20 protein-coding genes and 1 pseudogene are annotated in these 26,936 nt (G+C 74.7%); 7 read left to right on the top strand and 14 right to left on the bottom strand.

The features are described from left to right. The first annotated feature begins 229 nt into the window (after window positions 1-229). The 4 genes from pruA (at window position 230) to RM540_RS07415 (ending at window position 5,821) form a co-directional block, all read left to right on the top strand. Entirely contained in the window at window positions 230-1,912 is a 1,683-nt protein-coding gene (gene pruA / locus RM540_RS07400) for an L-glutamate gamma-semialdehyde dehydrogenase (protein WP_311662915.1), read from the top strand. Between the two features lie 77 nt (window positions 1,913-1,989). Further along, window positions 1,990-2,517 carry a hypothetical protein gene (locus RM540_RS07405; RefSeq protein WP_311662916.1) on the top strand — a complete coding sequence of 176 codons (528 nt, stop codon included), beginning with the start codon at window positions 1,990-1,992 and terminating at the stop codon, window positions 2,515-2,517. Window positions 2,518-2,647: 130 nt separating this feature from the next. Next, entirely contained in the window at window positions 2,648-4,309 is a 1,662-nt protein-coding gene (locus tag RM540_RS07410) for an ATP-binding protein (protein ID WP_311662917.1), read from the top strand. Window positions 4,310-4,765: 456 nt separating this feature from the next. Next, window positions 4,766-5,821, top strand: a complete 1,056-nt coding sequence (locus RM540_RS07415; protein ID WP_311662918.1) for a purple acid phosphatase family protein — start codon at window positions 4,766-4,768, stop codon at window positions 5,819-5,821. Window positions 5,822-5,910: 89 nt separating this feature from the next. Here RM540_RS07415 and RM540_RS07420 read toward each other — a convergent pair whose 3' ends face one another. Then, window positions 5,911-8,187, bottom strand: a complete 2,277-nt coding sequence (locus RM540_RS07420) for a hybrid sensor histidine kinase/response regulator (protein ID WP_311662919.1) — start codon at window positions 8,185-8,187, stop codon at window positions 5,911-5,913. Between the two features lie 165 nt (window positions 8,188-8,352). On the opposite strand from RM540_RS07420, the gene RM540_RS07425 reads away from it, so the two are divergent. Continuing rightward, window positions 8,353-11,118, top strand: a complete 2,766-nt coding sequence (locus RM540_RS07425; RefSeq protein ID WP_311662920.1) for a serine hydrolase — start codon at window positions 8,353-8,355, stop codon at window positions 11,116-11,118. 62 nt (window positions 11,119-11,180) lie between these two features. Further along, the gene (locus RM540_RS07430) at window positions 11,181-11,489 is read left to right on the top strand and encodes an FmdB family zinc ribbon protein (RefSeq protein WP_311662921.1); all 309 of its coding nucleotides are present in this window, start codon (window positions 11,181-11,183) and stop codon (window positions 11,487-11,489) included. Window positions 11,490-11,538: 49 nt separating this feature from the next. Here RM540_RS07430 and RM540_RS16495 read toward each other — a convergent pair. The 10 genes and pseudogenes from RM540_RS16495 to bamA all read right to left on the bottom strand — a co-directional run bounded on the left by RM540_RS16495 (window position 11,539) and on the right by bamA (window position 21,877). Then, a pseudogene (locus RM540_RS16495) lies at window positions 11,539-12,641 on the bottom strand (ISAs1 family transposase). A gap of 223 nt (window positions 12,642-12,864) precedes the next feature. Continuing rightward, complete coding sequence (locus RM540_RS07445) at window positions 12,865-14,205, bottom strand: GWxTD domain-containing protein (protein ID WP_311662923.1); 1,341 nt, start codon at window positions 14,203-14,205, stop codon at window positions 12,865-12,867. Further along, window positions 14,202-14,966 (bottom strand): triose-phosphate isomerase, encoded by a 765-nt coding sequence (tpiA, locus tag RM540_RS07450; RefSeq protein WP_311662924.1) that lies wholly within the window; start codon window positions 14,964-14,966, stop codon window positions 14,202-14,204. Before tpiA ends, RM540_RS07445 begins: the two co-directional genes overlap by 4 nt. Before the next feature lie 211 nt (window positions 14,967-15,177). Continuing rightward, window positions 15,178-15,669, bottom strand: a complete 492-nt coding sequence (gene bcp, locus RM540_RS07455) for a thioredoxin-dependent thiol peroxidase (protein WP_311662925.1) — start codon at window positions 15,667-15,669, stop codon at window positions 15,178-15,180. A 92-nt stretch (window positions 15,670-15,761) separates the two neighbouring features. Further along, a complete protein-coding gene (gene surE / locus RM540_RS07460; RefSeq protein ID WP_311662926.1) occupies window positions 15,762-16,574 on the bottom strand; it encodes a 5'/3'-nucleotidase SurE in 813 nt (270 codons plus the stop codon). Next, window positions 16,571-16,723 carry a hypothetical protein gene (locus tag RM540_RS07465; protein ID WP_311662927.1) on the bottom strand — a complete coding sequence of 51 codons (153 nt, stop codon included), beginning with the start codon at window positions 16,721-16,723 and terminating at the stop codon, window positions 16,571-16,573. Before RM540_RS07465 ends, surE begins: the two co-directional genes overlap by 4 nt. A gap of 419 nt (window positions 16,724-17,142) precedes the next feature. Then, window positions 17,143-17,979, bottom strand: coding sequence for a 3-methyl-2-oxobutanoate hydroxymethyltransferase (gene panB, locus RM540_RS07470; RefSeq protein ID WP_311662928.1), 837 nt, complete (start codon window positions 17,977-17,979; stop codon window positions 17,143-17,145). A gap of 173 nt (window positions 17,980-18,152) precedes the next feature. Beyond that, window positions 18,153-18,800 carry an OmpH/Skp family outer membrane protein gene (locus RM540_RS07475; RefSeq protein ID WP_311662929.1) on the bottom strand — a complete coding sequence of 216 codons (648 nt, stop codon included), beginning with the start codon at window positions 18,798-18,800 and terminating at the stop codon, window positions 18,153-18,155. 42 nt (window positions 18,801-18,842) lie between these two features. Further along, window positions 18,843-19,376, bottom strand: a complete 534-nt coding sequence (locus tag RM540_RS07480) for an OmpH/Skp family outer membrane protein (protein ID WP_311662930.1) — start codon at window positions 19,374-19,376, stop codon at window positions 18,843-18,845. Window positions 19,377-19,396: 20 nt separating this feature from the next. Then, window positions 19,397-21,877: an outer membrane protein assembly factor BamA gene (gene bamA / locus RM540_RS07485; protein ID WP_311662931.1), complete on the bottom strand. Its 2,481-nt coding sequence runs from the start codon at window positions 21,875-21,877 to the stop codon at window positions 19,397-19,399. A 510-nt stretch (window positions 21,878-22,387) separates the two neighbouring features. Between bamA and RM540_RS07490 the strand changes: the two genes are divergently transcribed. Further along, a complete protein-coding gene (locus RM540_RS07490) occupies window positions 22,388-22,855 on the top strand; it encodes a DinB family protein (protein WP_311662932.1) in 468 nt (155 codons plus the stop codon). A 58-nt stretch (window positions 22,856-22,913) separates the two neighbouring features. Here the strand turns inward: RM540_RS07490 and uppS are convergent, their stop codons facing one another. The 3 genes from uppS to dxr form a co-directional block, all read right to left on the bottom strand. Then, the gene (gene uppS, locus RM540_RS07495) at window positions 22,914-23,708 is read right to left on the bottom strand and encodes an undecaprenyl pyrophosphate synthase (RefSeq protein ID WP_311662933.1); all 795 of its coding nucleotides are present in this window, start codon (window positions 23,706-23,708) and stop codon (window positions 22,914-22,916) included. Window positions 23,709-24,085: 377 nt separating this feature from the next. Then, window positions 24,086-25,531, bottom strand: coding sequence for an RIP metalloprotease RseP (gene rseP, locus RM540_RS07500; protein WP_311662934.1), 1,446 nt, complete (start codon window positions 25,529-25,531; stop codon window positions 24,086-24,088). Between the two features lie 112 nt (window positions 25,532-25,643). After that, the gene (dxr, locus tag RM540_RS07505; protein WP_311662935.1) at window positions 25,644-26,849 is read right to left on the bottom strand and encodes a 1-deoxy-D-xylulose-5-phosphate reductoisomerase; all 1,206 of its coding nucleotides are present in this window, start codon (window positions 26,847-26,849) and stop codon (window positions 25,644-25,646) included. Window positions 26,850-26,936: the final 87 nt, after the last annotated feature.

Genomic DNA, 26,936 nt, shown 5'->3' on the forward strand with positions numbered 1-26,936 from the left:
GAAGAGCGGAAGAGCGGAAGAGCGGAAGAGCGGAAGAGCGGAAGAGCGGAAGAGCGGAAGAGCGGAAGGTGCCGTGGGCGGGGCGGGAGCCGCACGGAGCTTTTCGGCCGCCGCCCCGCCCCCTGCTCTACCTGCTCTACCTGCTCTACCTGCTCTACCTGCTCCGGCCCGAGAACGCCGGGCGGGGCGGCGCGTTTATACACCGACACCCCCTCCCCCACCCCGCCCTATGAACAACGCCGTCGCCACCCCGCCCGCCCCCGTCAACGAGACCGTGCTCGGGTACGCCCCTGGGAGCCCCGAGCGCCGAGCGCTCCAGCGCGCCGTCGCCGAGATGCGGGCGACCGAGGTCGAGGTGCTCCCCGTCGTCGGCGGGCGCCGCGTCGAGACCGGGCGGACGGCCACGATGCGCGCGCCGCACGACCTCTCGCACACCCTCGGCACCTACCACAAGGCCCGCACCGAGGACGTCGAGGCCGGCATTCAGGCCGCGCTCGACGCCCGCCACGACTGGATGCGGATGGACTGGACCGACCGGGCCGCCGTCTTCCTCAAGGCCGCCGACCTCCTCGCCGGCCCGTGGCGCGCGCGCATGAACGCGGCGACCATGCTGGGCCAGTCGAAGAACGCCTACCAGGCCGAGATCGACTCGGCGTGCGAGCTCGTCGACTTTCTCCGGTTCAACGCGTGGTTCATGCGCGACATCTACGAGGAGCAGCCGGTGAGCTCGCCCGGCGTGTGGAACCGGACCGAGTACCGCGGGCTCGAGGGGTTCGTGTTCGCCGTCACCCCGTTCAACTTCACGGCGATCGCCGCCAACCTGCCGGCCGCGCCCGCGCTCATGGGCAACACCGTCGTGTGGAAGCCGGCCCCGGCCCAGATGCGCGCCGCCGCCGTGGTCATGGAGCTGTTCGAGGCCGCCGGCCTCCCCCCGGGCGTCATCAACATGCTCCCGGGCGACGGCGCCGACGTGGGCGACCCGGTCCTGGCGTCGGAGCACCTGACGGGCCTCCACTTTACGGGCTCCACGCCGACGTTCAACCACCTCTGGCACTCGATCGGCAAAAACCTCGACCACTACCGGGCCTACCCGCGGATCGTGGGCGAGACGGGCGGGAAGGACTTTATCGTCGCCCACGAGTCGGCTGACCCCGACGCCGTCGCCACGGCCATTGTGCGCGGCGCCTTCGAGTACCAGGGGCAGAAGTGCTCGGCGGCCAGCCGCGTTTACCTCCCCGCCCCGCTCTGGCCCGACGTGCAGGCCGCGCTCGAGTCGCAGCTCGCCGAGATCAAGGTCGGCCCGGTCGAGGACTTCTCGAACTTCGTCAACGCCGTCATCGACGAGAAGGCGTTCGACAAGATCACCGGCTACATCGACCGCGCGCAGGAGGCGAGCGGCGTAGAGGTCGCCCACGGCGGGACGTACGACAAGAGCGAGGGCTACTTCGTCGACCCGACCGTCCTGGTCGTCGACGACCCGGCGTACGAGACGATGGAGCAGGAGATCTTCGGGCCGGTCGCCTCGGTCTGGGTGGCGCCCGAGGGCAAGAGCTTCGACGACGTCCTCGACCTCGTCGACCGGACGAGCCCGTACGCCCTCACCGGCGCCGTCTTCGCCCGCGACCGCGCCGTGCTCGCCCACGCCGCGGACCGCCTCGCCGAGTCGGCCGGCAACTTCTACCTCAACGACAAGCCGACCGGCGCGGTCGTTGGGCAGCAACCGTTTGGCGGCGCCCGCGGCTCGGGCACGAACGACAAGGCGGGCTCCAAGATGAACCTCCTCCGGTGGACCAGCCTCCGCTCGATCAAGGAGACGTTCGTTCCGGCCCAGCACTTTACCTACCCCTTCCTCGCGCCCGACGAGAACGAGCCGGCCGGCGACGGCGCGGCCGAGAAGGTGGTCGTGATGTGAGCACCTCCGGTGGGCACGGGGTACCGGGTACGAGGTACGTCGGACGTCGCCAGGAACCGCCGCCCTGCCCGTTCCACATGGACCCCGCCCCGCCCCGCTCTCAAGCCGCCCCGCCCCGCCCGCCGCTGGGCGGGGCGGTCGTGTTTGCGAGCGTGCACCATCCAGGTGTGGTAGGGCGGCCGTACCTGGCGCTGGAGGCGCAGGCGCGGCCGGTCGCCCTGGCGCTTCTGGTCGTGATGACGGTCGGGCTCGCGGCGGCGCTCCAGGGCGAGGCCATCCTGTGGCCGTTCGTGACGGGCACGGCCCTCGCCTACGCACTCGCCGCGGCCTATGGGCAGAGCACGCTCGTGCGCACGCCGGCCGAGGTCGAGGTGCGCGGCCCGTTCGCCGCCGTCCGCAGCGTGTGGAGCGTGGCCGGCGCGCGCGGGCGGGGCGGGCTGGCGCCGGTCCACTCGGCCCGGCTCGTCCACGGCGAGTTGCTGGTCGGCCTGGGCGACTACGTGACGACGCTCCGCCGCGAGGACTGGCCCGACTTCGACGGCCTCGTCGACGCGCTGCGCGGGGCGGCGGGGGCGGGGCGGGCGCTGGCGGGCGGGGCGGGGTGAGTGGGCGTCCGGGCGAGCCTAATGCCGTGTGCGGAGTATCCGGCAGCACGGGGCGGGGCGGCCCGTGACGCACCCCTGTCCCGCCCCGCCTCTAGCTTCTGCCACCCCGCCCCGCCCTTTCGATTTGCCCATGTCGCTCGACTCGTCCACCCGTTCCCGCGTCGGCGTGCTCACGCGGGGGTCGCTCGGCCAAGGCGTCGAGATGAAGCTGGACCCCGCGCGGTCCGTCGAGTCCGTCCGCGCTGGGACGTTCGTGGTGGTCGAGGGTGAGACGTTCGACTTTTTCTCGCTCATCACCGACCTCTCGATCGACGCCGCCAACGAGGGCATCCTGCTCCGCCCACCCGGCGCCGACGACGAGCTGCTGCGGCGCGTGCTCCAGGGCTCGGGCACGTACGCGACCGTCTCGCTCCGGCCGCAGCTCATGGTCCCGCAGGGGATCGGCGACGAGCCGCCACTGCCGGTCAAGACCGTCCCCGCCCACTTTTCGGCGGTCGGCGAGGCGACCGAGGACGACGTGGCGCGTGTGTTCGGGGCCGAGGCGCTGGACGGCGGCGACCGCTTTTTCCACGTCGGCACGCCGCTCGGGATGGACACGCCCGTGTGCCTCGACCTCGCGCGGTTCGTCGAGCGCTCGAACGCCGTGTTCGGGAAGACCGGGACGGGCAAGAGCTTCCTTACGCGGCTGCTCCTGGCCGGCACGATCGCGACGGGCCGCGCCGTCTCACTCGTGTTCGACATGCACAACGAGTACGGCGACCGCGCGCGCCAGGAGACCGACGGCGACGCGACGGCCTTCGTGCCCGGGCTCCGGCAGCTGTTCGGGCCGAAGGTCCAGATCTTCTCGCTCGACCCGGAGAGCACGCGCCGGCGGGGCGGCTCGACCGACGTTGAGCTCCACCTCTACGCCGACCAGGTCGAGCCCGAGGACGTCCTCCCGCTCCGCGAGACGCTCAACCTCAACGCGACGGCGACCGAGAGCGCGTACGGGCTCAAAAAGCAGTACGGCCGGCGGTGGCTGGCCCGGCTCCTGGAGGCCGCCCCGCCCGAGGTCGAGCAGATGGCCGAGGAGACCGGGGCGCACCCGGGCTCGCTCGCCGCGCTCCGCCGGAAGCTCGACCGCCTGGACGGCCTGCCCTTTTTCCACCTCGAAGAGCAGCGCGGGAAGCAGGACGCCGTCGACGAGTTGTTCCAGACGCTCGACGCCGGGCGCTCGGTCGTGCTCGAGTTCGGCCGCTACAACTCGCTCCTCGTCTACCTCCTCGTCGCCAACGTCATCACGCGGCGGCTGCGGCACCGCTACGAGGCCAAGATGGAGGCGTACGAGAAGACGCAGAACGAGGCCGACAAGCCGCAGCAGCTCCTGATCACCGTCGAGGAGGCCCACAACTTCCTCGGGCCGGAGACCGCCCGCGAGACGCCGTTCGGGAAGATCGCCCGCGAGATGCGGAAGTTTTTCGTGTCGCTCCTCATCGTCGACCAGCGGCCGTCGGGGATCGACGAGGAGGTGTTGAGCCAGATCGGGACGAAGCTCGTGGCCCAGCTTAACGACGAAAAGGACATCGCGGCGGCGCTCGTGGGCTCGCCCGGGGCCGGCGGGCTGAGGCAGATCCTGGCGTCGCTGGACTCGAAGCAGCAGGCGCTGCTCCTGGGCCACGCCGTCCCCATGCCCATCACGATCCGCACGCGCGACTACGGCCCCGACCTGTTCGCCGCCGTCAAGGCGCGGGCGGGGCGGCCCGAGGCCGAGTCGGCGGCCGAGATCCAGGAGGCGATGGGCACGCTGTTTTAGGGCAGCGGGCAGCGGGCAGCGGGCAGCGGGCAGCGGGCAGCGGGCAGCGGGCAGCGGGGGCAAGATGCGCCACCCCGCCCGCGACGTGGGCGGGGCGGGGTCGTAGGGGCGACCGGCGGTCGCCCGTCCGGGCACGGCGCGTGATGCAGGGCGGGGCGGCATCGGGCGGGGCGGTGCCAGGCCGAACCGCCCCGCCCTCGTCACAACCATCCCTAGCCCCTCTTGGCTGCGCCGACGCTTCGCGGTGGCCAGGAGGGGGACTGCCGCCGCCGCCGGTTAACGGCGGCCTCGCCGGTCACCACCCCGCCCAGGTGTGGACGGGGCGGGGCGAAACAAAACGGGCACCACCCCGCCCGCGCGCCCTTTTTCCCGAGGGCGGGGCGGGGCAGAACAAACGGGCGGGGGGCGCATAGTCAGCCGCCGCCCCCGTTGTCGACGGCCGCCCCGCCCGCCGCCATGCCAGAGCTCCCGCGCCTCCGCGCCGCCCTCGCCGTTTGCCTGCTCGTCGCGCTCGCCGGGTGCGCCACGTCGGGCGCCCCGGTCGGCTCGCGGCTCCCAGACGCGGCGGCCCACGCGGAGGCGGACGGGCTGGCCCCGTTCGACACGACGGCCCTCAACTTCCTCGTCGTCGGGGATTGGGGCCGGAACGGGTTCTTCAACCAGCGCGAGGTGGCCCGCGGGATGGGCGAGATCGGCGGCCCGATCCGGAGCCGGTTCACGATCTCGACCGGCGACAACTTCTACACGTCCGGCGTGTCGTCGACGAACGACGTGCGGTGGGAGCGGTCGTTCGAGGACATCTACACGGCGCCCGCGCTCCAGAGCCGGTGGTACGCCGTGCTCGGCAACCACGACTGGCAGGGGAACGTGCCGGCCCAGATCGCCTACACCCGCCGGAGCGACCGCTGGTACATGCCGGCCCAGTACTACGCCGAGGAGATGACGCTCGGCGACGACTCGACGCGCGCGCTGTTCGTGTTCCTCGACACCAACCCGCTCGCCTACCCGCCCGAGGACCGGCGGCGGTACAGCTCGACCGGCGACTGGGACCCCGAGGGCCAAATCGCGTGGCTCGAGCGAACCCTGGCCGCCTCCGACACGCCGTGGAAGATCGTCGTCGGCCACCACCCGATCTACGTCGGGTCGACGAGCTACAGCGACAACCCGCGGCTGGTCGACTCGCTCGTCCCGCTGTTCGAGCGGCACGGGGTCCAGGCGTACTTCGCCGGGCACGACCATAACCTCCAGCACCACCGCCCGCCGGGCTCGAACGTCGACTACTTCGTGTCCGGCGCGGGGTCGCTCACGCGCGAGGTGATCCAGACGCCGAACACGCTGTTCGCGCTCCGCACGCCGGGCTTCATGGCCGTCTCGCTAACGGCCGACGTCATGGCCGTCCACGCCCACGACGCGGACGGCCGCCTCGTCTACCGCGCCGACGTCCCGCGCCGCCGCGGCGCGCGCCTCCCGCTCCCGTTCGGGATCTCCAGCGAACCGAGCGGGGGCGACTAGCCGCTGGGCACGGGCGGGGCGGGGAGCGCGGACCGCCCCGCCCACCGAAGCCAAGGCGATGTCGAGGGCGGGGCGCCGCCCGCCCCGCCCTACGCGGCGGCCGGGGCGCCGGTGCGGGCGCGGACGGCCTTCTCGATCGTCGCCGCCAGGAAGCGCGGGGCGACCGGTTTGGCGAGGTAGTCGTCGCACCCGGCGTCCAGGCACCGCTGGCGGTCGCCCTCCATCGCGTTGGCCGTGAGCGCGACGACGGCCGGCGCCGGGTGCGGCCCGGGGTCCGACCGGATGGCGCGCGTGGCCTCCAGCCCGCCCATCACCGGCATCATGATGTCCATGAGCACCACGTCGTAGGGCTGGCGGCGAACGGCCTCGACGGCTTGCGCGCCGTCCGAGACCACGTCCGGGCGGTAGCCCAGGCGGCGCAGCGTGAGCAGGGCCACCTTCTGGTTGACCGGGTTGTCCTCGGCGAGCAGGAGCCGCGCCGCCGGCAGGATCGCGTCCGCCGACATAACGACGGCCTGGGACGGCGGCGGCGGTCCGTCCGCGGCCTCCTCCCCGCCCTCTGCGGGCGGGGCGGGCGCGGGCGGGGCGACGGCCGGCTCAGGCTGCTCGGAGGCGGGGCGGGACACCCACGCGGCCGAGTCGGGCGGGGCGGCGTCGGCGCGCTCGGCGGGCGCGTCCGCAGAGACGCGGACGGCGACGGTGAAGCGGAACACGGAGCCCTCGCCGGGCACCGACTCCGCGGTCAGCTCGCCGCCCATCATCTGGACGAGCCGGCGGCAGATCGCGAGGCCCAGGCCGGTCCCCCCGTGCGTCCGCGCCGTCGACGGGTCGGCCTGCGTGAAGCGCTCGAAGACGGCGTCCAGGCGGTCCGGGGCGATCCCGACGCCCGTGTCCTCGACCTCGAACGCGAGGGCGGGCGGGCCGCCCGCCGGCGCCATCCGGGCGCGGACGCATACGGAGCCCTCCGCCGTGAACTTGACGGCGTTCGAGAGCAGGTTGACGAGCACCTGCTGCACGCGCGTCGCGTCGCCGCCGACGGCCTCGGGCACGTCGTCCGCCACCTCCGACGTCAGGTGGAGGCCCTTGGCGGCCCCCTGCTGCGCGACCATGCTCAGCGCCTCCTTAACGGCGCGGCGCGCGCTGAACGGCCGGTCTTCGAGCTCGAGGAGTCCGGCCTCGACCTTCGAGAAGTCGAGGATGTCGTTGATGATGGTGAGGAGCGCGTCGCTCGACGTGCGGACCGTGTCGACAAAGTCGCGCTGCTCGTCGTCCAGGTCGGTGTCCAGGAGCAGCGTCGTCATGCCCGTCACGCCGTTCATGAGCGTGCGGATTTCGTGGCTCGTCGTGGCCAGGAACTCGCTGTTGGCGCGGGCCGCCGCCTCGGCCGCCCGCTTGTCGTCGAGGAGTTGGGCCTCGGCCGCCTTCTGCGCCGTCACGTCGCGCGAGACGGCGACGAGCCCGACGACGGCGCCGGCCGCGTCGCGCACGGGGACGCGCGTGGTGAGGCGGACGCGCCCGGACGGCCCGGACTCCTCCTGGTCCACCGGCTCGCCGGCGCGCATGACGGCGTCGGCGGCCCGCCACTGCGGGGCGGGGAGGGTCCGGCCGGAGCCGCCCTCGCGGGTGCCCGCCCGGTTCCGCAGGACGACCTGGCCCGATCGGTCGACGGCGACGACGGGGTCGGGCACGGCGTCGACGACCGTGCGGAGCACGCGCTGCCGGCCCTCGGCGGCCGCGAGCGCGGCCTTGGCCGCCTGCGCCGGCCGCGCGTCGCGGACGCACACGCCAAACAGCGCCCGCCCCGCCCCGAGTTGGACGGAGACGTCGGCGGGGATCTGGGTGCCGTCGGCGCAGACGACCATCCGCCGGTCCGCCGCGGGCGCTCCGGCGTCACCGGACGGGCGGAGCCGGGCGCGGTGGGCGTCGCGGTCGCCGGGCGCGAACAGGGTCTCGGCCAGGGCGGCGCCGGCGAGCGCGTCGGGGTCGTACCCGAGGAGCGTCCGGGCGGCCCGGTTCGCCACCTGCACCCGGTCCTCGGTGTCGACCACGAAGACGGCGTCGGGGACCGCGTCGAAGGCCGCCGCGAGCAAGTCGCCTGAGTCGTCCGCTGGCTCCTCCGAACCGGCCGGCTCCTCAGGCACGTCCGCGGTCCCGCGGAAGCGGCCGGTGACGCGCCGCAGCCAGGACTCGGGCGCCGCCGCGAGGGCCGCGAGCACGGCCGGAGCGGCCGCGTCCGCTCCGACGTGCAGGGCGACCCACAGGCCGAGCAGCCCGACGACGAGGGCGACGCCGCGGGTCGGCTCGTCGGCCGTGGGCGGGGCGGTCGGCGCGTCGGCGGGCGGGCGGCGCTGCGAAGGGATCGGCATAGGGGGATCGAGACGTTGCACCTGGGTATCGGCCGGGGGCGGCCGGGGTTAAACGCCCGTCTTGTTTATGGGGCGCGACCGCCCGGCCGATTCCGTTTGACTACGACCTGCGCCACCGCGGTAGTTTTCTCCCCCGATGGAGCGCCCCCCGGTCCCCACCCGTTTATGCCCCTGGTTTACGCCGCCGTCGCGGTTCTCGTCGCCGCCCTCTGGAGCGCACCCGTCGCGCCGGGCCTCGCGCCCGCCCCGCCCCGCCCGGCCGCCGCGCCGTGGGCCGAGGCCCGTCCGCTCGCCCGGCTAGACACGTTGTCGCTGGAGGCGACCGTCGGGCAACTCGTGGCCGTCCGCGCGGCGGGCACCAACGTCGCCGCGCTCGCGCGGGCGGGGCGGGTTGGCCGCGTCGTCGTCAACGAGCGCGACCTGGGGCGCCACCTCGACGCCCTCCGCGCGTGGCAGGACGGGGCGGCCGTTCCGGTCCTCGTCGCTACGGAGGCGGCGGGCGGGGCGGTCGGGCTGGGGCTGAGCGAGACGCCGCGGTTCCCGCCGGCACTGGCCTACGGAGCCGCCGACCGCCCGGACCTCACCTACCTCACCGGGCGGGCGCTCGCCGACGTGGCGCGCGTCGTCGGCGTTCAGTCGCCCGGAGTCCCGCTCGGCGCGGGCGCGTCGCCGTTCGGCGACGGCTCTGCCGACCGCTCGGGCCTCGCCGTCGCGCTCGCGCGCGGCCTCCGCGACGGCCAGACGATCCCGTCGGCCGACGTGCAGGCCGCGGACCTCGACGCGGGGCGGGGCGGCGACCTCGACGCGCTCCTCGGCGCCGGGCTCATGGAGGTCCGCCTGACACCGGCGCCGGCGTCGACGCAGGCCGCGCTCGCCGCGGCCGTCCGCGGGCTCCGCGAGGGGCGCGGGTTCGCCGGCCTCGTCGTCGTCGACGTCGAGGGCCGCGACTCGCTCGCCGTCGCCGCCGTCGCGGCCGGGGCCGACCAGGTTCTCACCGCCCGCCCCGCCCCGCTCGCCCGCCAGATCGCCGCGGCCGTTCGGGCGGGGCGGCTGGACCGCGCCCGGCTGGACCGCGGGGCCGAGCGCGTGCTCCGGGCCAAGGCGTGGGCCGGCCTCGCCGCCCCGCCCCCGCGCCGCGCCGGCGAGGGCGGGGCGGGCGGCCTCCGCGTGTCGCCGTGGCGGCCGCCGTCGGCGGCGCTGCTCCACCGGGCCGGGCTCCTGAGCGGGGAGGTGGCGCGGCGGTCGATCGCCGTCGTCGAGGACGGGCGCGGGCCGATCCCCGTGGTCGGCGCGGCCGTGCCCGAGCGCGTGGTCGTGGTGACGCTCGACGCCGGGGCCGCCCCGCCCCCGTTCGCGGACGCCGTGGGCGGCGCGCTCGCCGTCCGGTCGTCGCACCGGCTGGCGCTGGGCGCCCCGGACTCGGCCTACGCCGCGGCCGCCGAGATCGCCGTCGCGGCCGCCGAGCGGGCCGACCTCGTCGTGCTCGGCGCGTTCGCCGACGGCGGCGAGCTGCCGCCCCGCCACCGAGCGGTCGCCGAACGCCTGCTGCGGGGCGGGGCGCCGGTCGCGGTCGCCGCGTTCGGGCCGCCGTCGCTCCTCGTGGGTCTCCCCCGCCCCGCCGCGCTCGTCGCGGCCTGGGACGACTCGGCGCCGGCGCAGCGGGCGGCCGCCGAGGCGGTAGCCGGGCAGATCGCCGTTGCGGGCCGGCTGCCCGTCTCGGTCGCTGGGCTCTACGCTGCCGGCGACGGCGCCCGGCTCCCCCAGCAGCGGCTCCGGCCGGGCACGCCCGAGGAGGCCGGCCTCGACGCCGACGCCGCCCGCCGCCTGGACGACGCCGTCGAGGCGGCGCTCGCGCGGAGCGCCTTCCCGGGCGCGGCCGTCGCCGTGGGCCGCGACGGCGTGCTCGTCCGCCTCCGCGGCTACGGGCGGCTCACGCCGGGCGGGGCGGCGGCCACGGAGCAGACGCCCTACGACCTCGCCTCGCTCACGAAGGTGGTCGGCACGACGGCCGCCGTCATGCGGCTCGTCGAGTCGGGCGACCTCGACCTCGACGCGCGCGTGTCGACGTACGTCCCGGCGTTCCGGCCCGAGGGCGGGGCGGCCGTGACGGTCCGCCAGCTCCTCACGCACGCGGCCGGGCAGCGCCCGTTCTACCCGTTCTACGCCCGCGGCATCCTCGACCGCGCCGGCGTGCTCGACTTCGTCTACACCGACACGCTGCGCTACCGGCCGGGCTCGAAGTCGGTCTACAGCGACTTCGACATGATCGTGCTCGGCGAGGTGATCGAGGCCGTGACGGGCGAGCCGCTCGACCGGCACCTCCAGCGGGCCGTGTTCGGGCCGCTCGGGATGGACGCGACCGGCTTCCGCCGGCCGGGCGCCGTCGACCGCGCGGCGGCCCCGACCGAGGTCGACGGCGTGTGGCGCGAGCGGACGCTCCAGGGCGAGGTCCACGACGAGGCCGCCTCGGTCATGGGCGGGGTGGCGGGCCACGCCGGCCTGTTCTCGACGGCCGAAGACATGGCCCGGTTCGCGTTCCTGCTCGCGAGCGGCGGCGAGGCCAACGGGGCGCGGCTGTTCCGGCGGACGACGCTCGACGCGTTCACCGAGCGCGCGCCGGTCCGCGGGCGCTACGCGATGGGGCTCGGGTGGATGCTCCGGCCCCGGGGCGGCGGCGCCTCGTCGTCGGGGAGCCGGTTCGGCCCGCGCTCGTTCGGGCACACCGGCTTCACCGGCACCTCGATCTGGGTCGACCCCGACGAGGACCTGTTCGTCGTTCTCCTGACCAACCGCGTGCACCCGACGCGCCGGACGCGCGGCATCCGCGAGGCCCGCGCCGCGCTCGCCGACGCCGTGGCCGGCGCGGTCGCCGCCCCTCCCGGCGAGCCCGCGCGCGCCTGGGGCTTCGGCCCCGTCCCCGCGGACCTCTAGAGCCCGCGGCTCCGTCCCCCACCCCGCCCGCGCGACGCGCAGGCCCTCCCCCCGCTCCCGCCATGCCCACGTACGAGTACCGCCGCCCCGACGGCACCACCTTCGAGGCGTTCCAGAAGATCTCGGCCGCCCCGCTCACCCACGACCCCGAGACGGGCGAGCCGGTCACGCGCGTGATCTCGGGAGGGGCGGGCCTCCAGTTCAAGGGCGACGGGTTCTACGAGACCGACTACGTCCGCAAAAAGGGCGCCCCGAACCCGTCGGAGTCGAAGGGCGAGACGTCCGAGGGCGGGGCGGACAAGAAGGCGGACGACGCGCCGAAAAAGGCGAAGAAGGCCGAGACGACGTCGACCGCGAAGGCGGACGACTAAGATTCGGTTTGGCAGAGGTTCTCCTTCCCCCACCGGGGGAGCAGGGCTGTTAAGTTCTGAGGATCGCGAGCATCGTCCCCACCCGGTTCGCTAGCCGAGACCGCGCCGCCGTCGGCGACCACTCCCCGTTGTGGCGGAGCACCGACAGCGTGGCGCCCCGGATCAGCGACAGCACCGCCGCGCCCGCCTTCGAGCGCACGCCGCCTGCGTCCTCGTTCTGCAGCGCGTCCTTGCACCAGTGCAGCCGGTTCTCGACGTGCCAGTGCCACCGGATCACCTCGCCGAGCACGGCGGCCCCGTCGGTCCGGCTCGTCACGTACAGCCCAGTCCGCTCGTACGCCCCGCCGTCGCGCGCGCCCGAACGTGTCACCCGCACCACCCGGCCTATGTCGGGCCAGTCGCCACGCCACGCCGGCGGGGCGTAGACCTCGACGACACGCCGGACCACGCGGCCCCGCGTCCGCTCGGTCGTGTCGCTCACCGACAGCGGGTCGCCGACGGTCTGCGCCTCGCACTCGGCGTAGAGCCGGGGCGCGTTCCGCTTCAGCTTGACGAGCCACTCGCCGCCGGCGTCCCGGACGCTGCCGAGCGTTTTTTTGTGCAGTGGAGCGCGTCGAGCGTCACCGTCGTGCCGCGCAAGTCGAGGGCCGCCGCGAGGTCGGCGACGAGGTCCTGGGCGGCCGCGACCTCGCTCGTGTCGCCGTTACGGTAGGCCGTCGCCGAGGCGACGATGCCGGAGCGGACGCCGTAGGCGGAGACGAGGGCCACGAAGTCCTGCTCGGTCGTCGGCCGGCCGTCGGCGTCGTGGCCGGAGACGGTCGAGCGGACGGCCTTGGCGTCGACGGCGAGGACCTCGCCGTCGGGGAGCCGGGCGGTGGCCCAGGCGCGGAAGGCGGCCGAGAGCGCGGCGGGGTCGACGGCCTGCAAGACGGCCCGGACGGTGACGTGGGACGGGAGCGCGTGGCGCTTGAAGCCGAGGTGCTCGCGGAGCGCGTCGGCGTTGTCGCGGAGGAAGCGGCTGATGGGCCGGTAGCCGTGGTGGCCGCTCATCGTGGCCATGACGGCGCCTGCGAGGATGGCGTGGAGCGGGTGGCGGAGCCCCTGGGGGCGTCGCGGGTCAGGGACCGTGGCGAGGTGGTCGAGGAGGGTCATGCACAGAACTTACCAGCCCTGCACCGGGGGAGGGCTGGGGAGGGGGACGGGCATCGGAGCGGCCGCCGAGGGCGGGGCGGTCGCCCCAGGTCCCCCCTGGCTGCGCCGACCTGGCGGTTCTCGACCTCCCCCCGCTGACGGGAGGGGATTCGGAGCCGGTGACCAAACCGTTCCTGAGCGCGCCGCCTGGGCCGCCACCCCGCCCAGGCACCCGCCCCGCCCGCTACGGCACCCGCCCCGCCCGCCACGCCGCCCGCGCGGCCCGCCAGGCGTCCTCGTAGCGGCGGTCGCGGCGGAGCGTGAGCACGTCGAACGGCGAGCCGCCGCCGGCCCGCCCTGCGGTCCGGTCGAAGACGACCTGGGGCGGGGCGGTCTCGCCGCGCCGGTACGTCCACGTCTCGGTGGTCGCGGTCGCCGCGACGGCGTCGGGCGGCCCGAACACGACGTAAACCAGGCCGGGGTCGGTGGCCCACCCCGCCTTCTGGTTGCTGAAGAGCCGGTTGGCCTCCTCGACGCGGCCGTAGAACGCGCGGAGCGCCTCGGCGGCCCGGCCGCGGTCGTCGACGTGGGCGCCCCAGAAGGCGTCGAACGTCCGCTGGCCGCCCCGCCCGAGCGCCTCCGTCTCGCCCGCGTCGGCGAGGTAGACGAGCGGGGCGATGAGGTCGCCGCGGCGCGTGACGAGCGGGAAGTCTCGCCGCCGCACGACGACCCGCCGCGAGACCGTCGCGAGCATCTGCCCCGCCGCCCCCCGCAGCTCCAGCCGGACGCCATAGACGCCCGGCGCGAGGGCGGGGAGGTCCACGCCGACCGCCGACACGCCAGCTGGCACGGCCTGCTCCACGGCGGCGACGGTGTCGGCCGCGCCCACGTTGACGCCTCGGGCTGCTAGCGACGTCGGGGGCGTCGTGGCCCCGGACGGGGGCGCCGCGACGGTCGTATCGGCCTCGAAGCGGACGACGGACGCGGCGAGCGACGAGCCCTCGGGGGCCGCCGCCTGGACCACGACGCGGACGGAGTCGAGCCGCGCCGGCACGCGGAGGGCGTCGAGCGGCCGGCCGCTCGCCCCCACGAGGCGCGGCCCGCTCAGCCACGCGCGATCGCGGGCCGGCCGGACCGTCACGGCCTCGGCGCGGCGGGCCGTCCGGTCGGCGCCCACGTCCGTGACCGTCGCCTCGACGCGGTACGCGCCGGGCGCCACCTCGACGCGCTCGGTCCGCACGTGAGGCGGGGCGGCGCGGGCGGCCTCGGCGCTCGCCACGCGCACCGTGTCGACGCCGCGGACGAACTCGCTCCGCCCCGCCCCGCCCACGCGCAGCGTCCACTCGGCGACGGCCTCCAGCGAGTCGCGGGCGGGGCGGTAGGTGAGCGACGCCGGGTAGACCGTGAGCACGGCGTCGACGCCGGTCGAGCCGTCGCGGACCGCCGCCACGGCGTCGAAGGCGATGTCGGGTGCGCCCGCCTGGTAGGCCCGCGCGGAGCCGTCCAGCCGGGCGCCGCCGCCGCACCCGGCCAGGAGCGCGAGGGCGAGCGCCCCGCCCCAGAGCCGCCCGGGGCGGGGCGTCATCCGGCGCGGCGGGCGCCGGCGTCGTCGGCCGCCGCGACGATCTGGGCAAAGTCCGAGGCGTCGAGGCTGGCCCCGCCCACGAGCGCGCCGTCGAGGTCGGGCTGCGCGAACAGGTCGGCGGCGTTGCCCGGCTTCACGCTGCCCCCGTAGAGCAGGGCCACGCCCCGCCCCGCCCCGTCGAACCGCTCGGCGAGGCGGGCGCGGACGGCGGCGTGCACCGCCTGCGCCTGCTCCGGCGACGCCGTCCGCCCCGTCCCGATCGCCCAAACGGGCTCGTAGGCCACGACGAGCCGGTCCGCCGATGCCAGCTCGACGCCGTCGAGCGAGGCGTCGAGCTGGGCGAGGACCGTCGCCTCGGCGTCGCCCGCGTCGCGCTCCTCCAGCGTCTCGCCCACGCACAGGATGGGGACGAGCCCGGCCCCCATCGCCGCCCGCACCTTTTCGGCCACGAACGCGCTCGTCTCGCCGAACAGCTGCCGCCGCTCCGAGTGGCCGACGACCACGAGATCCACGCCCAGCGCCGCGAGCATGGGCGGGGCGGTCTCGCCCGTGAACGCGCCCTCGGGCGCCGGGTGCACGTTCTGCGCGCCCAGGCGCACGCGGCTCCCGCGCACGCGCTCGGCCACGGCGTCGAGCCACACGGTCGGCGGGCACACGCCGACGCCCGACGCCGCCCCGCCCGTCTCGCGCACCACGTCGGACGCGAGGCGGACGGCGCCGTCGAGGTCCGTGTTCATCTTCCAGTTTCCAACGACGAGCATAGCAGAGGGGCAGCCGGGGGGCGGGGCGGAGAGCGGCGGGTACGCGCGGACGCGGGCCGTGGTTTGCGGACGGCGCTAGTGCCGCTTCAAGCGGTCTCTGACAGATCCGCCTCGGCCGGTTGTGTGTTCCGTGTTGCGTATCGGACTTCAGGACACGCACCACGCGATACGCAACACGTCGCCAGCCCGACAGAATGGCCGTGACGCTGCACTAGAGGTCGAAGGCCTCCACCTTGCCGAGGATCTCGGCCGCGTGGCGGTCCGTCTTCGGGCGCTTAAACACGTGGCGGACCACGCCGTCCGGGCCGATCAGGAACGTGCTCCGCTTGACGCCGACGCTTTTGCGGCCGTAGAGCGTCTTCTCGCCCCACGCGCCGTAGGCCTCGAGGATCTCGTGGTCCGGGTCGGCCAGGAGCGGGAACGGGAGTCCGTGGTTCTCCGCGAACGCCGCGTGGCTCTCGACCGAGTCCGGCGACACGCCGACCACGGCGACGCCGGCCGCCTCCAGGTCGGCCCAGCCGTCGCGGAGCGCGCACGCCTGCTTGGTGCAGCCGGGCGTCTCGTCCTTGGGGTAGAAGTAGAGCGCGAGCGTGCGCCCGGCGAAGTCGCTCAGGCGCAGCGTGTCGCCGGCCTGCGTCGTGCCCTCGAAGGGCGGGGCGGGCTGGCCGGGCTGCACGCCAGCGGGGGCGGGGCGGTCGGACATGGGGAGCCGTTGGAGGCGGCCGCCCCGCCCTCGTGGCGGGCGGGGCGGCCTGGGTGGTGGAGAGAAAGGGGACAGCGACCTGCCCCGCCGGCCTAATCGGGAAGGCGGAGGTCGAGGGCGCGGACGGCGTCGAGCGCGGCGTGGGCCGTGAGGTCGAAGTGGAGCGGCGTGACGGAGACGTAGCCGGCGGCGACGGCCGCGAGGTCGGTGTCGTCGCCGCCGTCGAGGTCAACGAACCGGCCGCCGAGCCAGTAGTACGGGCGGTCGAACGGGTCGCGGCGCTCCTCGAACTCCTCCTCCCACCGCGACCGCGCCTGCCGCGTCACGCGGAGCCCGGCGAGCTCGCCACGCGGGCGGTCGGGGACGTTCACGTTGAGGAGCACGTTCGGCGGGAGCCCGTCGGCCAGCACGCGCTCGGCGAGCGCCCGCGCCACGCGCCCGGCGTCCTCGAAGTCCGCCGGCCGCCACGCGTCGTGCGACACGGCCATCGAGGGCACGCCCAGGATCGCCGCCTCCGTCGCCGCGCTGACGGTCCCCGAGTAGAGCACGTTGACCGCCGTGTTCGGCCCGTGGTTGATGCCCGAGACGACGAGGTCGGGCCGCCGGGGGAGCAGCTTCTGCACCGCGATCTTGACGCAGTCGGCCGGCGTGCCCGTGATGGCCCGCGCCCAGACCGCCCCGCTCGGCCCGTCGAACGGCGTCACGTGCGACCGCATCGGGTCGCGGACGGTGATCGCGTGGCCGACCGCGCTCTGCTCCTCGAACGGGGCCACGACGGCCAGCGTGCCGACCCCGTCGAGCGCGGCCGCGAGCGCGGCGATGCCGGCCGCGTCGATCCCGTCGTCGTTCGAGAGCAGCACGAGCGGCCGGTCGGCGGGGGCGTCGAGCGGGGTGGAGGTCGTCACGCGGGCGGGGCGGAGTGGGGCCGGAAGGTCGCCCCGCCCCACCCCGCCGGGTTGAACGCGCCCGGAAGTTTGCCAGTGGGCAGCGGGCGCGACATACGCCGCCCCGCCCACGACGCGAGGGCGGGGCGGTCGTCGTAGCGGCGTTGCATGCAACGCCGTCGGGCCGCAGCACGGGCGGGGCGGCGGGCGTAGGGGCGACCGGCGGTTGTCCGTCGGCGGGCATGACGGACCCGATTCGTAGGGACACCACGCGTGGTGTCCGCATTCGCCCGGCGGCGCACCACGCCACGGGCGGGGTGGCCACGGTCGGGGCGGCGCCTGCCCAGGCCGCCCCGCCCGCAGCGACAACCACCCCTAGCCCCTCTTGGCTGCGCCGACGCTACGCGGTGGCCAGGAGGGGAACTGCCGCCGCCCTGACTCACCCCCGGCGTCCGTCTCCGACCACCACGCCCTCGTCTGCCGCGTGGGCGGGGCGGAACAAAACCGGCACCACCCCGCCCAGTCCCCAGTCCCCAGTCCCCAGTCCCCAGTCCCCAGTCCCCAGTCCCCAGTCCCCAGTCCCCAGTCCTCAGTAGCTCTCGTCGGCGCTCGGGAAGGCGCCCGCGCGGACGTCGGTGACGTAGCGGCCGACGGCGCCCGTGACCGTCTCGGCGAGGTCGGCGTAGTGGCGGACGAACCGGGGGTTGAAGTCCTGCGTGAGCCCGAGGAGGTCGTGCGTGACGAGGACCTGCCCGCTGCACCCCGCCCCGGCGCCGATCCCGATCGTCGGGACCGTCAGGCTCTGCGTGAGCTCGGCCGCGAGGGCCGCCGGGATCTTCTCGAGCACGACCCCGAACACGCCCGCCCGCTCCAGCTTCAGGACGTCCTCGCGGAGCGTTACGGCCTCGTCCTCGTCGCGCGCGCGCACCTTGTAGGTCCCGAACTTGTAGATGCTCTGCGGCGTGAGCCCGAGGTGGCCCATGACCGGGATGCCCGCGTCGATGATCCGGCGCACCGAGCCCACGACCGCCGCCCCGCCCTCGAGCTTGACCGCGTGCGCGCCCGTCTCCTTCATCACGCGGATGGCCGAGCGGAGCGCCTCGCGGCTCGACCCCTGGTAGGACCCGAACGGGAGGTCGACGACCACGAGCGCCCGCTGGACGCCGCGCACCACGCACTGGGCGTGGTAGATCATGTGGTCGAGCGTGATCGGGAGCGTCGTCTCGTGGCCCGCCATCACGTTCGACGCCGAGTCGCCCACGAGGAGCACGTCGACGCCCGCCGCGTCCAGGAGCCGGGCGCTCGTGTAGTCGTACGCCGTCAGCATGGCGACGGGCGTGCCCTCGGCGCGCATCTCCTGGAGCGTCTGCGTCGTCACGCGGCGGACTTCAGCGGCGGTGCCGACGGGGACGGTCTGGGTGCTCATAGTGGGGCGCGGGCGGGGTGGGCGAAAGGGTCCCGAGGATACGGCCGCCCCGCCCCGCCCGGAAGTCAGCAGAGCCCCCGCCCCGCCCATGCCCGCCGGTGGCGCGGGCGGGGCGGACACAAAAAAGGCGCCGCCCCCGAGGGAGCGGCGCCCGAGGCCAGAGGGCGGGGCGGCTAGCGACCGCCCGGGGCCTGCCCGCCCGGGACCTGCTGCCCGTCGACGGCGCCCGGCGTGGTCGGCTGGGCCTGCTGCTGGCGCGTGAGCGGCTCCGACTCCGGATCGACTCCGAGCCGCTCCATCACGGCCACGGTCAGGTCCTCGACGCGCGGGCTCCGGTAGAGGAAGACCGGCGCGTTGTTGGCGACCGTCGGGAGCACGAGGTCGAAGTTCTGGGCCTCGGCCTCGGCCGTGATCGCCTCGTCGACCTGCGTGAGCACGGGCTGGAGCAGACGAGCCTCGACGTAGCTGAGGTACTGGAGGCCCTCGGCCTCGGCCCGCTCGATCGAGCCCTGGAGCTGGGCCAGCTCCACCTGCCGCTCGCGGCGGGCGTCGTCGGTGGCGACGGCGCTCTGGGCGAACGTCTCGTAGTCGGCCACCTTCGTCTGGAGCTCCTGGCCGAGCGAGTCCTGGACAAACCGGACGCGCTGGCCGACGGCCTGCTGCTGCTGCTGGAGCTGGGTTTGGACGTCGGCGAACGCCGGCATCCGGATCACGATCTGGTCGGTGTCGACGTAGCCGACCTTGAACGCCTGAGCGGCGGCTGGCGGCGCGAACGCGCCGAGCGCGAGCACGGCGGCGAGGAGGGAAACGGTGCGGGTCATCGGGGTCATGGGGGGAGAGACAGTCCGGGGGGGAAGAAGCCGCTAGCGGCCGGGCGAGCCGACGCCCACGCCGAGCTCGTCGAGGACGCGGTCGGTGAGGTCGTTGGCGGGTGCGGCGAACAGGAAGAGGTAGTCGCCGTCGCGGTCGAACACGTAGTCGTAGCCGCCCTCGCTCGCGACGGCCTCGACGGCGGCCAGGAGCCGTTCTTGGGCGGGGCGGAGAAGCTGCTGTTGCTCGCGGAACAGCTCGCCCTCGGGGCCGAAGTACCGACGGCGGAGGGCGTCGACGGCTTGGCGGCGGTCGGCGAGCGCGGCCAGCGCGCGCTCACGCTCCTCGTCGGTGTAGAGGATCTCGCGGGCGGTAAACTCGGCGGCGGCCTCGTCGGCCTCGCGGGCCGACGCGTCGACCTCGGCCTGGTACCGCTCGCCGAGCCGGTCGACTTCCTGCTGGGCCGACTGGAATTCGGGCATCTGCTCCAAAATCACGGCCGAGTCGACGTGGCCCACCCTCTGCTGCGCGGCGGCGGCCGGCGCGAGCGCGAGGAGGACGAGCCCTACGAGCGGGATCTTCGGCATAGCGGGCGGGGCGGCCGGGCCTAGCGGCCGCCGAGCGAGAACTGGAACAGCCACTGTGGCTCGCGCAGCTGCCGCACGCCGTCTTCGATCTCGAAGACCGGGTCGATCTGGTAGCCGTAGCTGATGTCGACGGCCCCAACGATGGGGAGGAACAGCTTGGCCCCGACGCCGACCGAGCGGTACAGCTCCGACGGGTCGAAGTCGCTGAACCCGGCGTAGGTGTTGGCCGCGTCGGCGAAGAGGTACGGGGCGGCCGAAAGCTGGGGCGTCTGGAGCAGGAGGTACGAGAGCTCGGCCTCGTACTTGGTCAGGATCTGGCCGCCGACGGCGACCCCGTCGCGGTACGGGGTGATGGACTCGGCCGGGTAGCCGCGCAGGAACACGAGGTCGCGGCCGATCCCCTGCCCCACGCCGTTGGCCGAGCTGGCCTCCAGGAGCGTCCCGCCGACGAGGTAGCGCTGGAACCGGACGGGGTCGCCGGTGAGCGACCCGATGTAGCCGGCCCGGGTGGCCACGCTGGCCGAGAGCTTGCCCGCGACCGGGGTGTAGAAGGCGGCGTCGAAGTCCGTCTTGTGGTACTGGATCGACTCGCCGATGGGCGGGGCCACGGTAAAGCTCAGGTTGAGCGACGAGCCGGCGCGCGGGAAGGTCGGGTTGTCGAGCGCGTTGCGCGAGAGCGTCTGCGTCAGCGTGACCTCCTGGCTGAACCCCTCCGGGAGCCGCGTCCGCGTGCCCTCGCCGACGTCGTAGAGCCGGTAGCCGATCGACGTCCCCGTCTGGAAGTAGTCGTCGGGCCACTTCAGGCGCTGCCGGTAGAACACGTTGGCGCTGGCGAGGCCGAGGTCGTAGGTGGCGAAGTTGGAGTTGGAGTAGCTGAGCGAGAACCCGATGGGCGTGGGCCGGCCGCGGAACCACGGCTCGGTAAACGAGACCGAGTACCGCTGCGACCGCGTCCCGTAGGTCTGGACCTGGAGCGAGAGCTGCTGGCCGTCGCCGGTCGGGAGCCCGCCCTTGAACCCCTGGAGCAGGTTCTGGAGGCTGAAGTTGGTGAACGTGACGCGGGCCGTGAGGATGAGCCCGAGGTTGGCCCCGCCGTAGCCGCCGGAGAGCTCGAGCTGGTCCGACGACGTCTCCGAGAGGTTGTAGACGAGGTCGATCGTCCGGTCCTCGTCGTCGATCGCCGTCTCCGGCCCCTGGCCGAACGAGGCGGGGTCGAAGTAGTTGAGCGTCGAGAGCTCGCGGATGGACCGCTCGATGGCCTGGCGGCTGTAGGGCTGGCCCGGGACCGTCCGGATCTCGCGGCGGATGACGTGCTCCTTGGTCCGCGTGTTGCCGGCGATGCGGACGTCGCCGAACTCGTAGACCTCGCCCTCGAACACCTCGAACGCGAGGTCGAGCGAGTCGCCGGGCGCGACGGTGACCTCGGGCTGGACGTTGAACCGGAGGTAGCCGCGGTCGGCGTAGAGGCTCGAGACGTCGGTGTGGTCGGGGGCGTAGTACAGGTTGCGCTCGAGGAGCGTGCCGTTGTACGTGTCGCCGCGCTCGATGCCCAGGGCCAGCCGGAGCTGGTCGTCGGTGAACACGGTGTTCCCCTCGAAGGTCACGTCGCGGACGGCGTACTGCGGCCCCTCCTCGACCTCGACCTGAACGACAAGGTCGCGCGTGCCGTCCTCCGTCGGCTCAAAGAACACCGAGTCGCGGACGACGCGGGCGCCGTAGTAGCCGCGGTCGTTGTAGAAGCGGACGAGGCTGGCGAGGTCCTCCTCGAACGCGTCCTCGTCGAACGTCTCACGCTTCCAGAACCGCCACCACCGCTTTTCGGGCGTGTTCGCGAGCTGCTTGCGGAGCGTGCCGTCGGAGAACACGTCGTTCCCCTGGAACCGGATCGACGCGACCGCCACGCGCTCGCCCTTGTCCACGTTGTACGTGAGGGCCACGCGGCCGTCGGTGTCAGTCCGCTGCTGGACGTCGACCGTCGCGAGGCGGAACCCCTTGTTGCGGAGGTAGGACTCGATCTCCATCCGCCCCCGCTCGACGTCGGCGGGGCGGACGCTGCGGCCCCGGAGGAGCGGGATGGCGTCGGCGAGGTCGTCGCGCTCGCCGGACTTGACGCCCTCGATCGTGAACGACCCGAGCCGCGGCTGCTCGACGACGGAGACCGTGAGCGCGACCGCCCCGCCCTCGGCCTCGCCGGCCTCGACGGAGGCGTCGGAAAAGTTGCCGCGGGCGTAGAGGTTGCGGACGGCCTCGGCGAAGGCGGGGTCCCACGGGAGCTGGACGCGCATGCCCGGGCGGAGCCCGCTGACCTGGCGCGCGAGCGACTCGCTGTTCGCGTCGGCGGCCCCCTCGATGGTCACCTCGGTCACCTCGTAGGTCTGAGGCGCGGCCGAGGCCGGAGGAGCCGGGGTCTGGGCGCTCGCGGCGGGCGCCCCGAGGGCGGCGGCGAGGGCCGCCAGGCCGGCAAAGCGGGCGAGGAACGTGGTCGCGGTCGGACGGGGCATGCGGTCGAGCAGAGCGCGTGGGGCGGACCCGAGGGGCGGGCGTCGGAAGATATCGGGGCGTCCCCGAGGGACCGGCGCAGAGGCAGCGAAGACGGCGCTCTGGAGCGGCCCGGGTCGAACGGCACCTCCAATCCTTTATTGCAGCTGGGGACGCCGAGATGCCCCACCCCGCCCCCGAAAGCGGCGAGCGGCGAGCGGCGAGCGGCGAGCGGCGAGCGGCGAGCGGAAGATGCCCCACCCCGCCCTCGCAGCTCGCGGGCGGGGCGGCCGCTCAGCCAGAGCAAAGCACAGAGGTACAGGGTACTCGGTACGAGGTACGCGCGCTGAGGCTCAGATCGGGCCGTACCCGGTACCCCGTACCCACCCGAAGGGTGCTCTAGTTGCCGAGGGCGGGGCGGCGCCCGCGATCCGCCCGTGCGGCGAGGGCGGGGCGGACATAGGACGGACATGATGACACGAGGGCGGCGACGCGGCAGCGTAGGCTGTCCCTCCACCTACGCCCCTCTCCTCATGGACACCCTCTTAACGCCAGACCAACTCCTCGACCACTGGCTCGGCCACCGCCGCCTCACACGGCGCACGATCGAGGCGTTCCCGAGCGACGACGCGTTCACCTCGTTCTCGGTCGGCGAGATGCGGCCGTTTGCCGGCCTCGTGGGCGAGCTCCTCTCGATGTCGGTCCCCACCCTCACGGGCGTCGTCTCGGGGGAGTGGCCGATGGAGCAGGCCACCCCGCCCGCGACCCGCGAGCGCGCGCTGGCGCGGTGGGACGCCGACACGGAGCGGATCGAGGAGCTGTGGCCGCAGATCCCCGACGGCCGGTTCCAGGAGGTCGACACGGCGTTCGGGCAGTGGACGATGCCGGTGTGGGAGCTCCTGTTCTACGTCGTCGACAACGAGGTCCACCACCGCGGCCAGGCGTACGTCTTCCTCCGTGCCCTCGGCGTGGAGCCCCCCGCGTTCCCGGACCGGGCCTGACCGGCCCCTCCCCCACCCCGCCCCGCGTCTCGTGGGCGGGGTGGCCGGGCGGGGCGGGCTAGCCCTCGCGCACGCCGCCGAACCGGCGGTCGCGGTCCTGGTAGCTCCGCACGGCGTCGTAGAGCGCGTCGCGGCGGAAGGCCGGCCACGGCCGCTCGGTCACGTAGAGCTCGGCGTAGGCGATCTGCCAGAGGAGGAAGTTCGACACCCGGAACTCGCCGGCCGTGCGCACGAGGAGGTCGGGGTCGGGCAGGCCGCGCGTGGCGAGGTGGGCCTCGACGGTCTCCTCGGTCACCGCGGCCGGGTCGAGCCGCCCCGCCGCGGCCTCCTCGGCGATCTGGCGGGCGGCCCGGGCGATCTCCCACCGCGCCCCGTAGCTGAGGGCGAGCGTGAGCGTCATGCGCTCGTTGGCGGCCGTGAGCTCGCACGCCTCGCGGAGCTCGCGCTGGCCCCGATCGGGGAGCCGCCCGAGGTCGCCGATGGCGTGGAGGCGGATGCCGTTCTCGTGGAGCTTTTCGGCCTCCTTGCGGACCGTCCGCACGAGGAGCTCCATGAGGGCCGAGACCTCGGCGGCCGGGCGGCCCCAGTTCTCGGTCGAGAAGGTGTAGAGCGTGAGGTAGCCCACGCCGATCTGGGCCGCCGCCTCGGTCACGTCGCGGACCGAGACCACGCCCTCGCGGTGGCCCGTCACGCGGCGCTTGCCCTGGGCCTTGGCCCACCGCCCGTTCCCGTCCATGATGCACGCGACGTGCGCGGGGATCGGGCCGCGCGCCTGGAGCGCGGCCTGCGCGGCGCGGTCGGACTCGGTCTGCGTGACGCCGGTGAGGGCGACGGCGGGCGGGGCGGTGTCCATGCGGCAAGGTACCGCCCCGCCCGGGCGGGGCGGAGGGATGGGCAATGAGGGATGGGGCAAGAGGTCGTCCTGTTCAACCGCCCCGCCCAGCGGACGCCGCCCCGGCCCTAGCAAAGCGCTGGGCGGGGTGGCCGGTCTCACGCCGCCCCGCCCAGCGCGGGCCGCGCCTCTCCCCTCTTCTGAAGATTCCCGGGCGGGGCGGTAGAGGTCGCGGAGCCACCGTGCCCAGCGCGACGCCTCTTCTCCTCCTCCCCGCCTTTTCCCCCCCGCCTCCCGCACCCGAGGGCGGGGCGGCTCCGACGGCGCCACCCCGCCCCTCTGCCCGTTCCCAGTTCCTATTCCCCAGTTCCCGGCGAGCCCGGCGAGCCCCGCGAGCCCTACCCGAACCAGCGGACGGCGTCGTTGAAGATGACGAACACCATGAGCGCCAGGATCAGCGCCACGCCCACCTGCTGGACCACCATGCGCACCTTGAGCGACGGCTCGCGCCGCGCGACGGCCTCGTAAGCCAGGAACACGAGGTGGCCGCCGTCGAGCGCCGGGATCGGGAGCACGTTGAACACGGCGAGCGCGATCGAGAGGTAGGCCACGAACTCCCAGAACGACCGGAGCCCGCGGTCGGCGGCCTCCTTCGACTGCTTGGCGATGATGAGCGGGCCGCCCACGTTCTCGCGCACGCTCTCGCGGCCCGTCACCAGCTTGCCGATGAACGCAAATGTGGCGCCCGTGATCGACGCCGTCCGCTCGACGCCCGAGGCGAGCGCCGTGCCCGCGCCGACCCGGTCGACGCGCTGGCCGAGCGCGGTGATGTCCTGCTGGATCCCCAGCACGTAGCGGTCGCCCGAGCGCCGCGGCGCGACGGTTGCCTCGTAGACCGTGGCCGCTCCGCGGTGCTGGACCACGCGGGCGCCCCCGGCGGCCTCCGCCCCGCCCTCCTCCAGCGAGTCCGGCCGCGCCCAGCGGACCGCGAGCGGGCGGCCGTCCGACGCCAGGATGCGGTCGGTGAGCCGGCCCCACGAGTCGACGGGCTCGCCGTCGACGGCCAGGATGCGGTCGCCGGCCTGGAGCCCGGCCTGGGCGGCGGCCGAGCCCGGGGCCGTCCCCGCGAGGACGGTCGGGAGCTGGATGTCGGCGCCGAAGATGCCGCCCAGCGAGACGGGCTCGCCGGCCTCCTCGACCTCCCGCTGCCGGCGCGAAAACCGCGTGAGGAGGTCGTCTGGCCCGTCCAGCTCCACCTCCTCCCCGCCCCGCTCGACCGTCAGGCGGAACGGGTCGGCCGAGAGCGCGCCCGGCGTGAACACCTCCTCGAAACGCTCAACGCGTTCGCCGTTGACGGCCACGATCCGGTCGCCCGTCTCCAGACCGAGGTCCGACGCGATCGAGCCGTCGGTGACCTCGAGGCGGATGTTCTCGAGCGGCGTGTAGGAGACGCCGTAGGCGAAGGCGAGCGCCGCGTAGAGGAGCGAGGCCAGGATGAGGTTGAAGACCACGCCGGCCGAGATCACGACCATCCGCTGCCACACGGGCTTGGCGCGGAACTCGTCCGGCGCCGGCTCGCTCTCCAGCCCCTCGGCGTCGAGGCTCTCGTCGACCATCCCGGCGATCTTCACGTAGCCCCCGAGCGGGACCGCCCCCAGCCGGTACCGCGTGGCGCCGACCTGCTTGTCGACGATGTTAGGCGGGAAGCCGATCGAGAACGCGTCGACCCGCATCTTAAAGAGGCGGGCGGCCAGGAAGTGGCCGAGTTCGTGGATCGTGACCAGGATGCCGAGCGCGACGGCGACCCAGAGGAAGTACGAGAGCGAGTTGAGGATCGCGTCCATAAAGAAAGGTCGGCTCGGGGGGAGCGCTGGCCCCGGGCGCCCAGGAGCGGGGTGGGGCGGTCAGTCGGGGGGCGGTCCACCCCGCCCGCGCGGGCGGGGTGGTGCGGGGCGGCTAGGCCGGCTGGAGGGACCGGGCGGCCTCGGCGGCGAGCCGCCGGGCCTCGGCGTCAACGGCGCGGAGGGCGCCGAGCGTGCCCGCCCCGCCGGCGGCGTCGGCCGCCCGCATGCCGGCCTCGACGAGCCGCGGGACGTCGGTAAAGCGGACGGCGCCGTCGAGGAAGCGGGCGACGGCCACCTCGTTGGCCGCGTTGAGCGCGGCCGGCGCCGCCCCGCCCGCGCGCAGCGCGTCGTAGGCGAGCGTGAGGCACGGGAAGCGCTCGGGGTCCGGCGCCACGAAGTCGAGCGGGCCGGCGGCCGGCCAGTCCAGCCGCTCGTGCGGCGCCGGCCACCGCTCGGGGTAGGACAGCGCGACCTGGATGGGCACCTTCATGTCGGGCACGCCCAGCTGCGCCTTCGACGAGCCGTCGACGAACTCGACGACCGAGTGGACGACCGACTGCGGGTGGACGACCACGCCGATCCGCTCGGGCTCGACGCCGAACAGCCAGTGCGCCTCGATCACCTCGAGGCCCTTGTTCATCATCGTCGCCGAGTCGACCGTGACCTTGGCGCCCATCGACCAGTTCGGGTGTCGGAGCGCCTCGGCCGGCGTGATGGCGTCGAACGTGCGGGCGGGGCGGTCGCGGAACGGGCCGCCCGACGCCGTGAGCAGCAGGCGCTCGACCGAGGCCGGGTCCTCGCCCACGAGGCACTGGAAGAGGGCCGAGTGCTCGGAATCGACCGGGACCACGACCGCCCCGCTCTCGGCGCAGGCGGCGGCCACGAGCGCGCCGCCGACGACGAGCGACTCCTTGTTGGCCAGCGCGACGCGGGCGCCGGCGCGGGCCGCGGCCAGCGTCGACGCCAGCCCGGCCACGCCGACGACGGCGGCAACCACGACCTCGGCGTCGGCGGCCAGCGCGGCCACGGCGTCGTCGCCGGCGGCCACCTCGACGCCGGTCCCGGCGAGCGCGTCGCGGAGCGGGACGTACGCGCCCTCGTCGGCGATCACGGCGCGGGCGGGGCGGACGCGCCGGGCCTGCTCGGCGAGCGCCTCCCACCCCGCCCCGGCGGCCAGCGACCGCACGCGGACGCGCTCGGGGAAAAGGGCGGCCACCTCCAGCGTCTGCCGCCCGATCGACCCCGTCGACCCGAGCACGGCGACCTCGCGCGGCGCGCTAGAGGGGCGGGGCGGGGGCGGGCGGAGGTCGGGGAGCATGGGCCGGCACGATCCCGCTCGGGCGGGCGTTGGGAGCGGGGCGGGGAAGATAGCGGGCGGCAGCAGGCGGGGCCGCCCGCGGCCTAT

This window comes from Rubrivirga litoralis (genome assembly GCF_031846415.1).
In the GTDB taxonomy this organism is placed as follows: domain Bacteria; phylum Bacteroidota; class Rhodothermia; order Rhodothermales; family Rubricoccaceae; genus Rubrivirga; species Rubrivirga litoralis.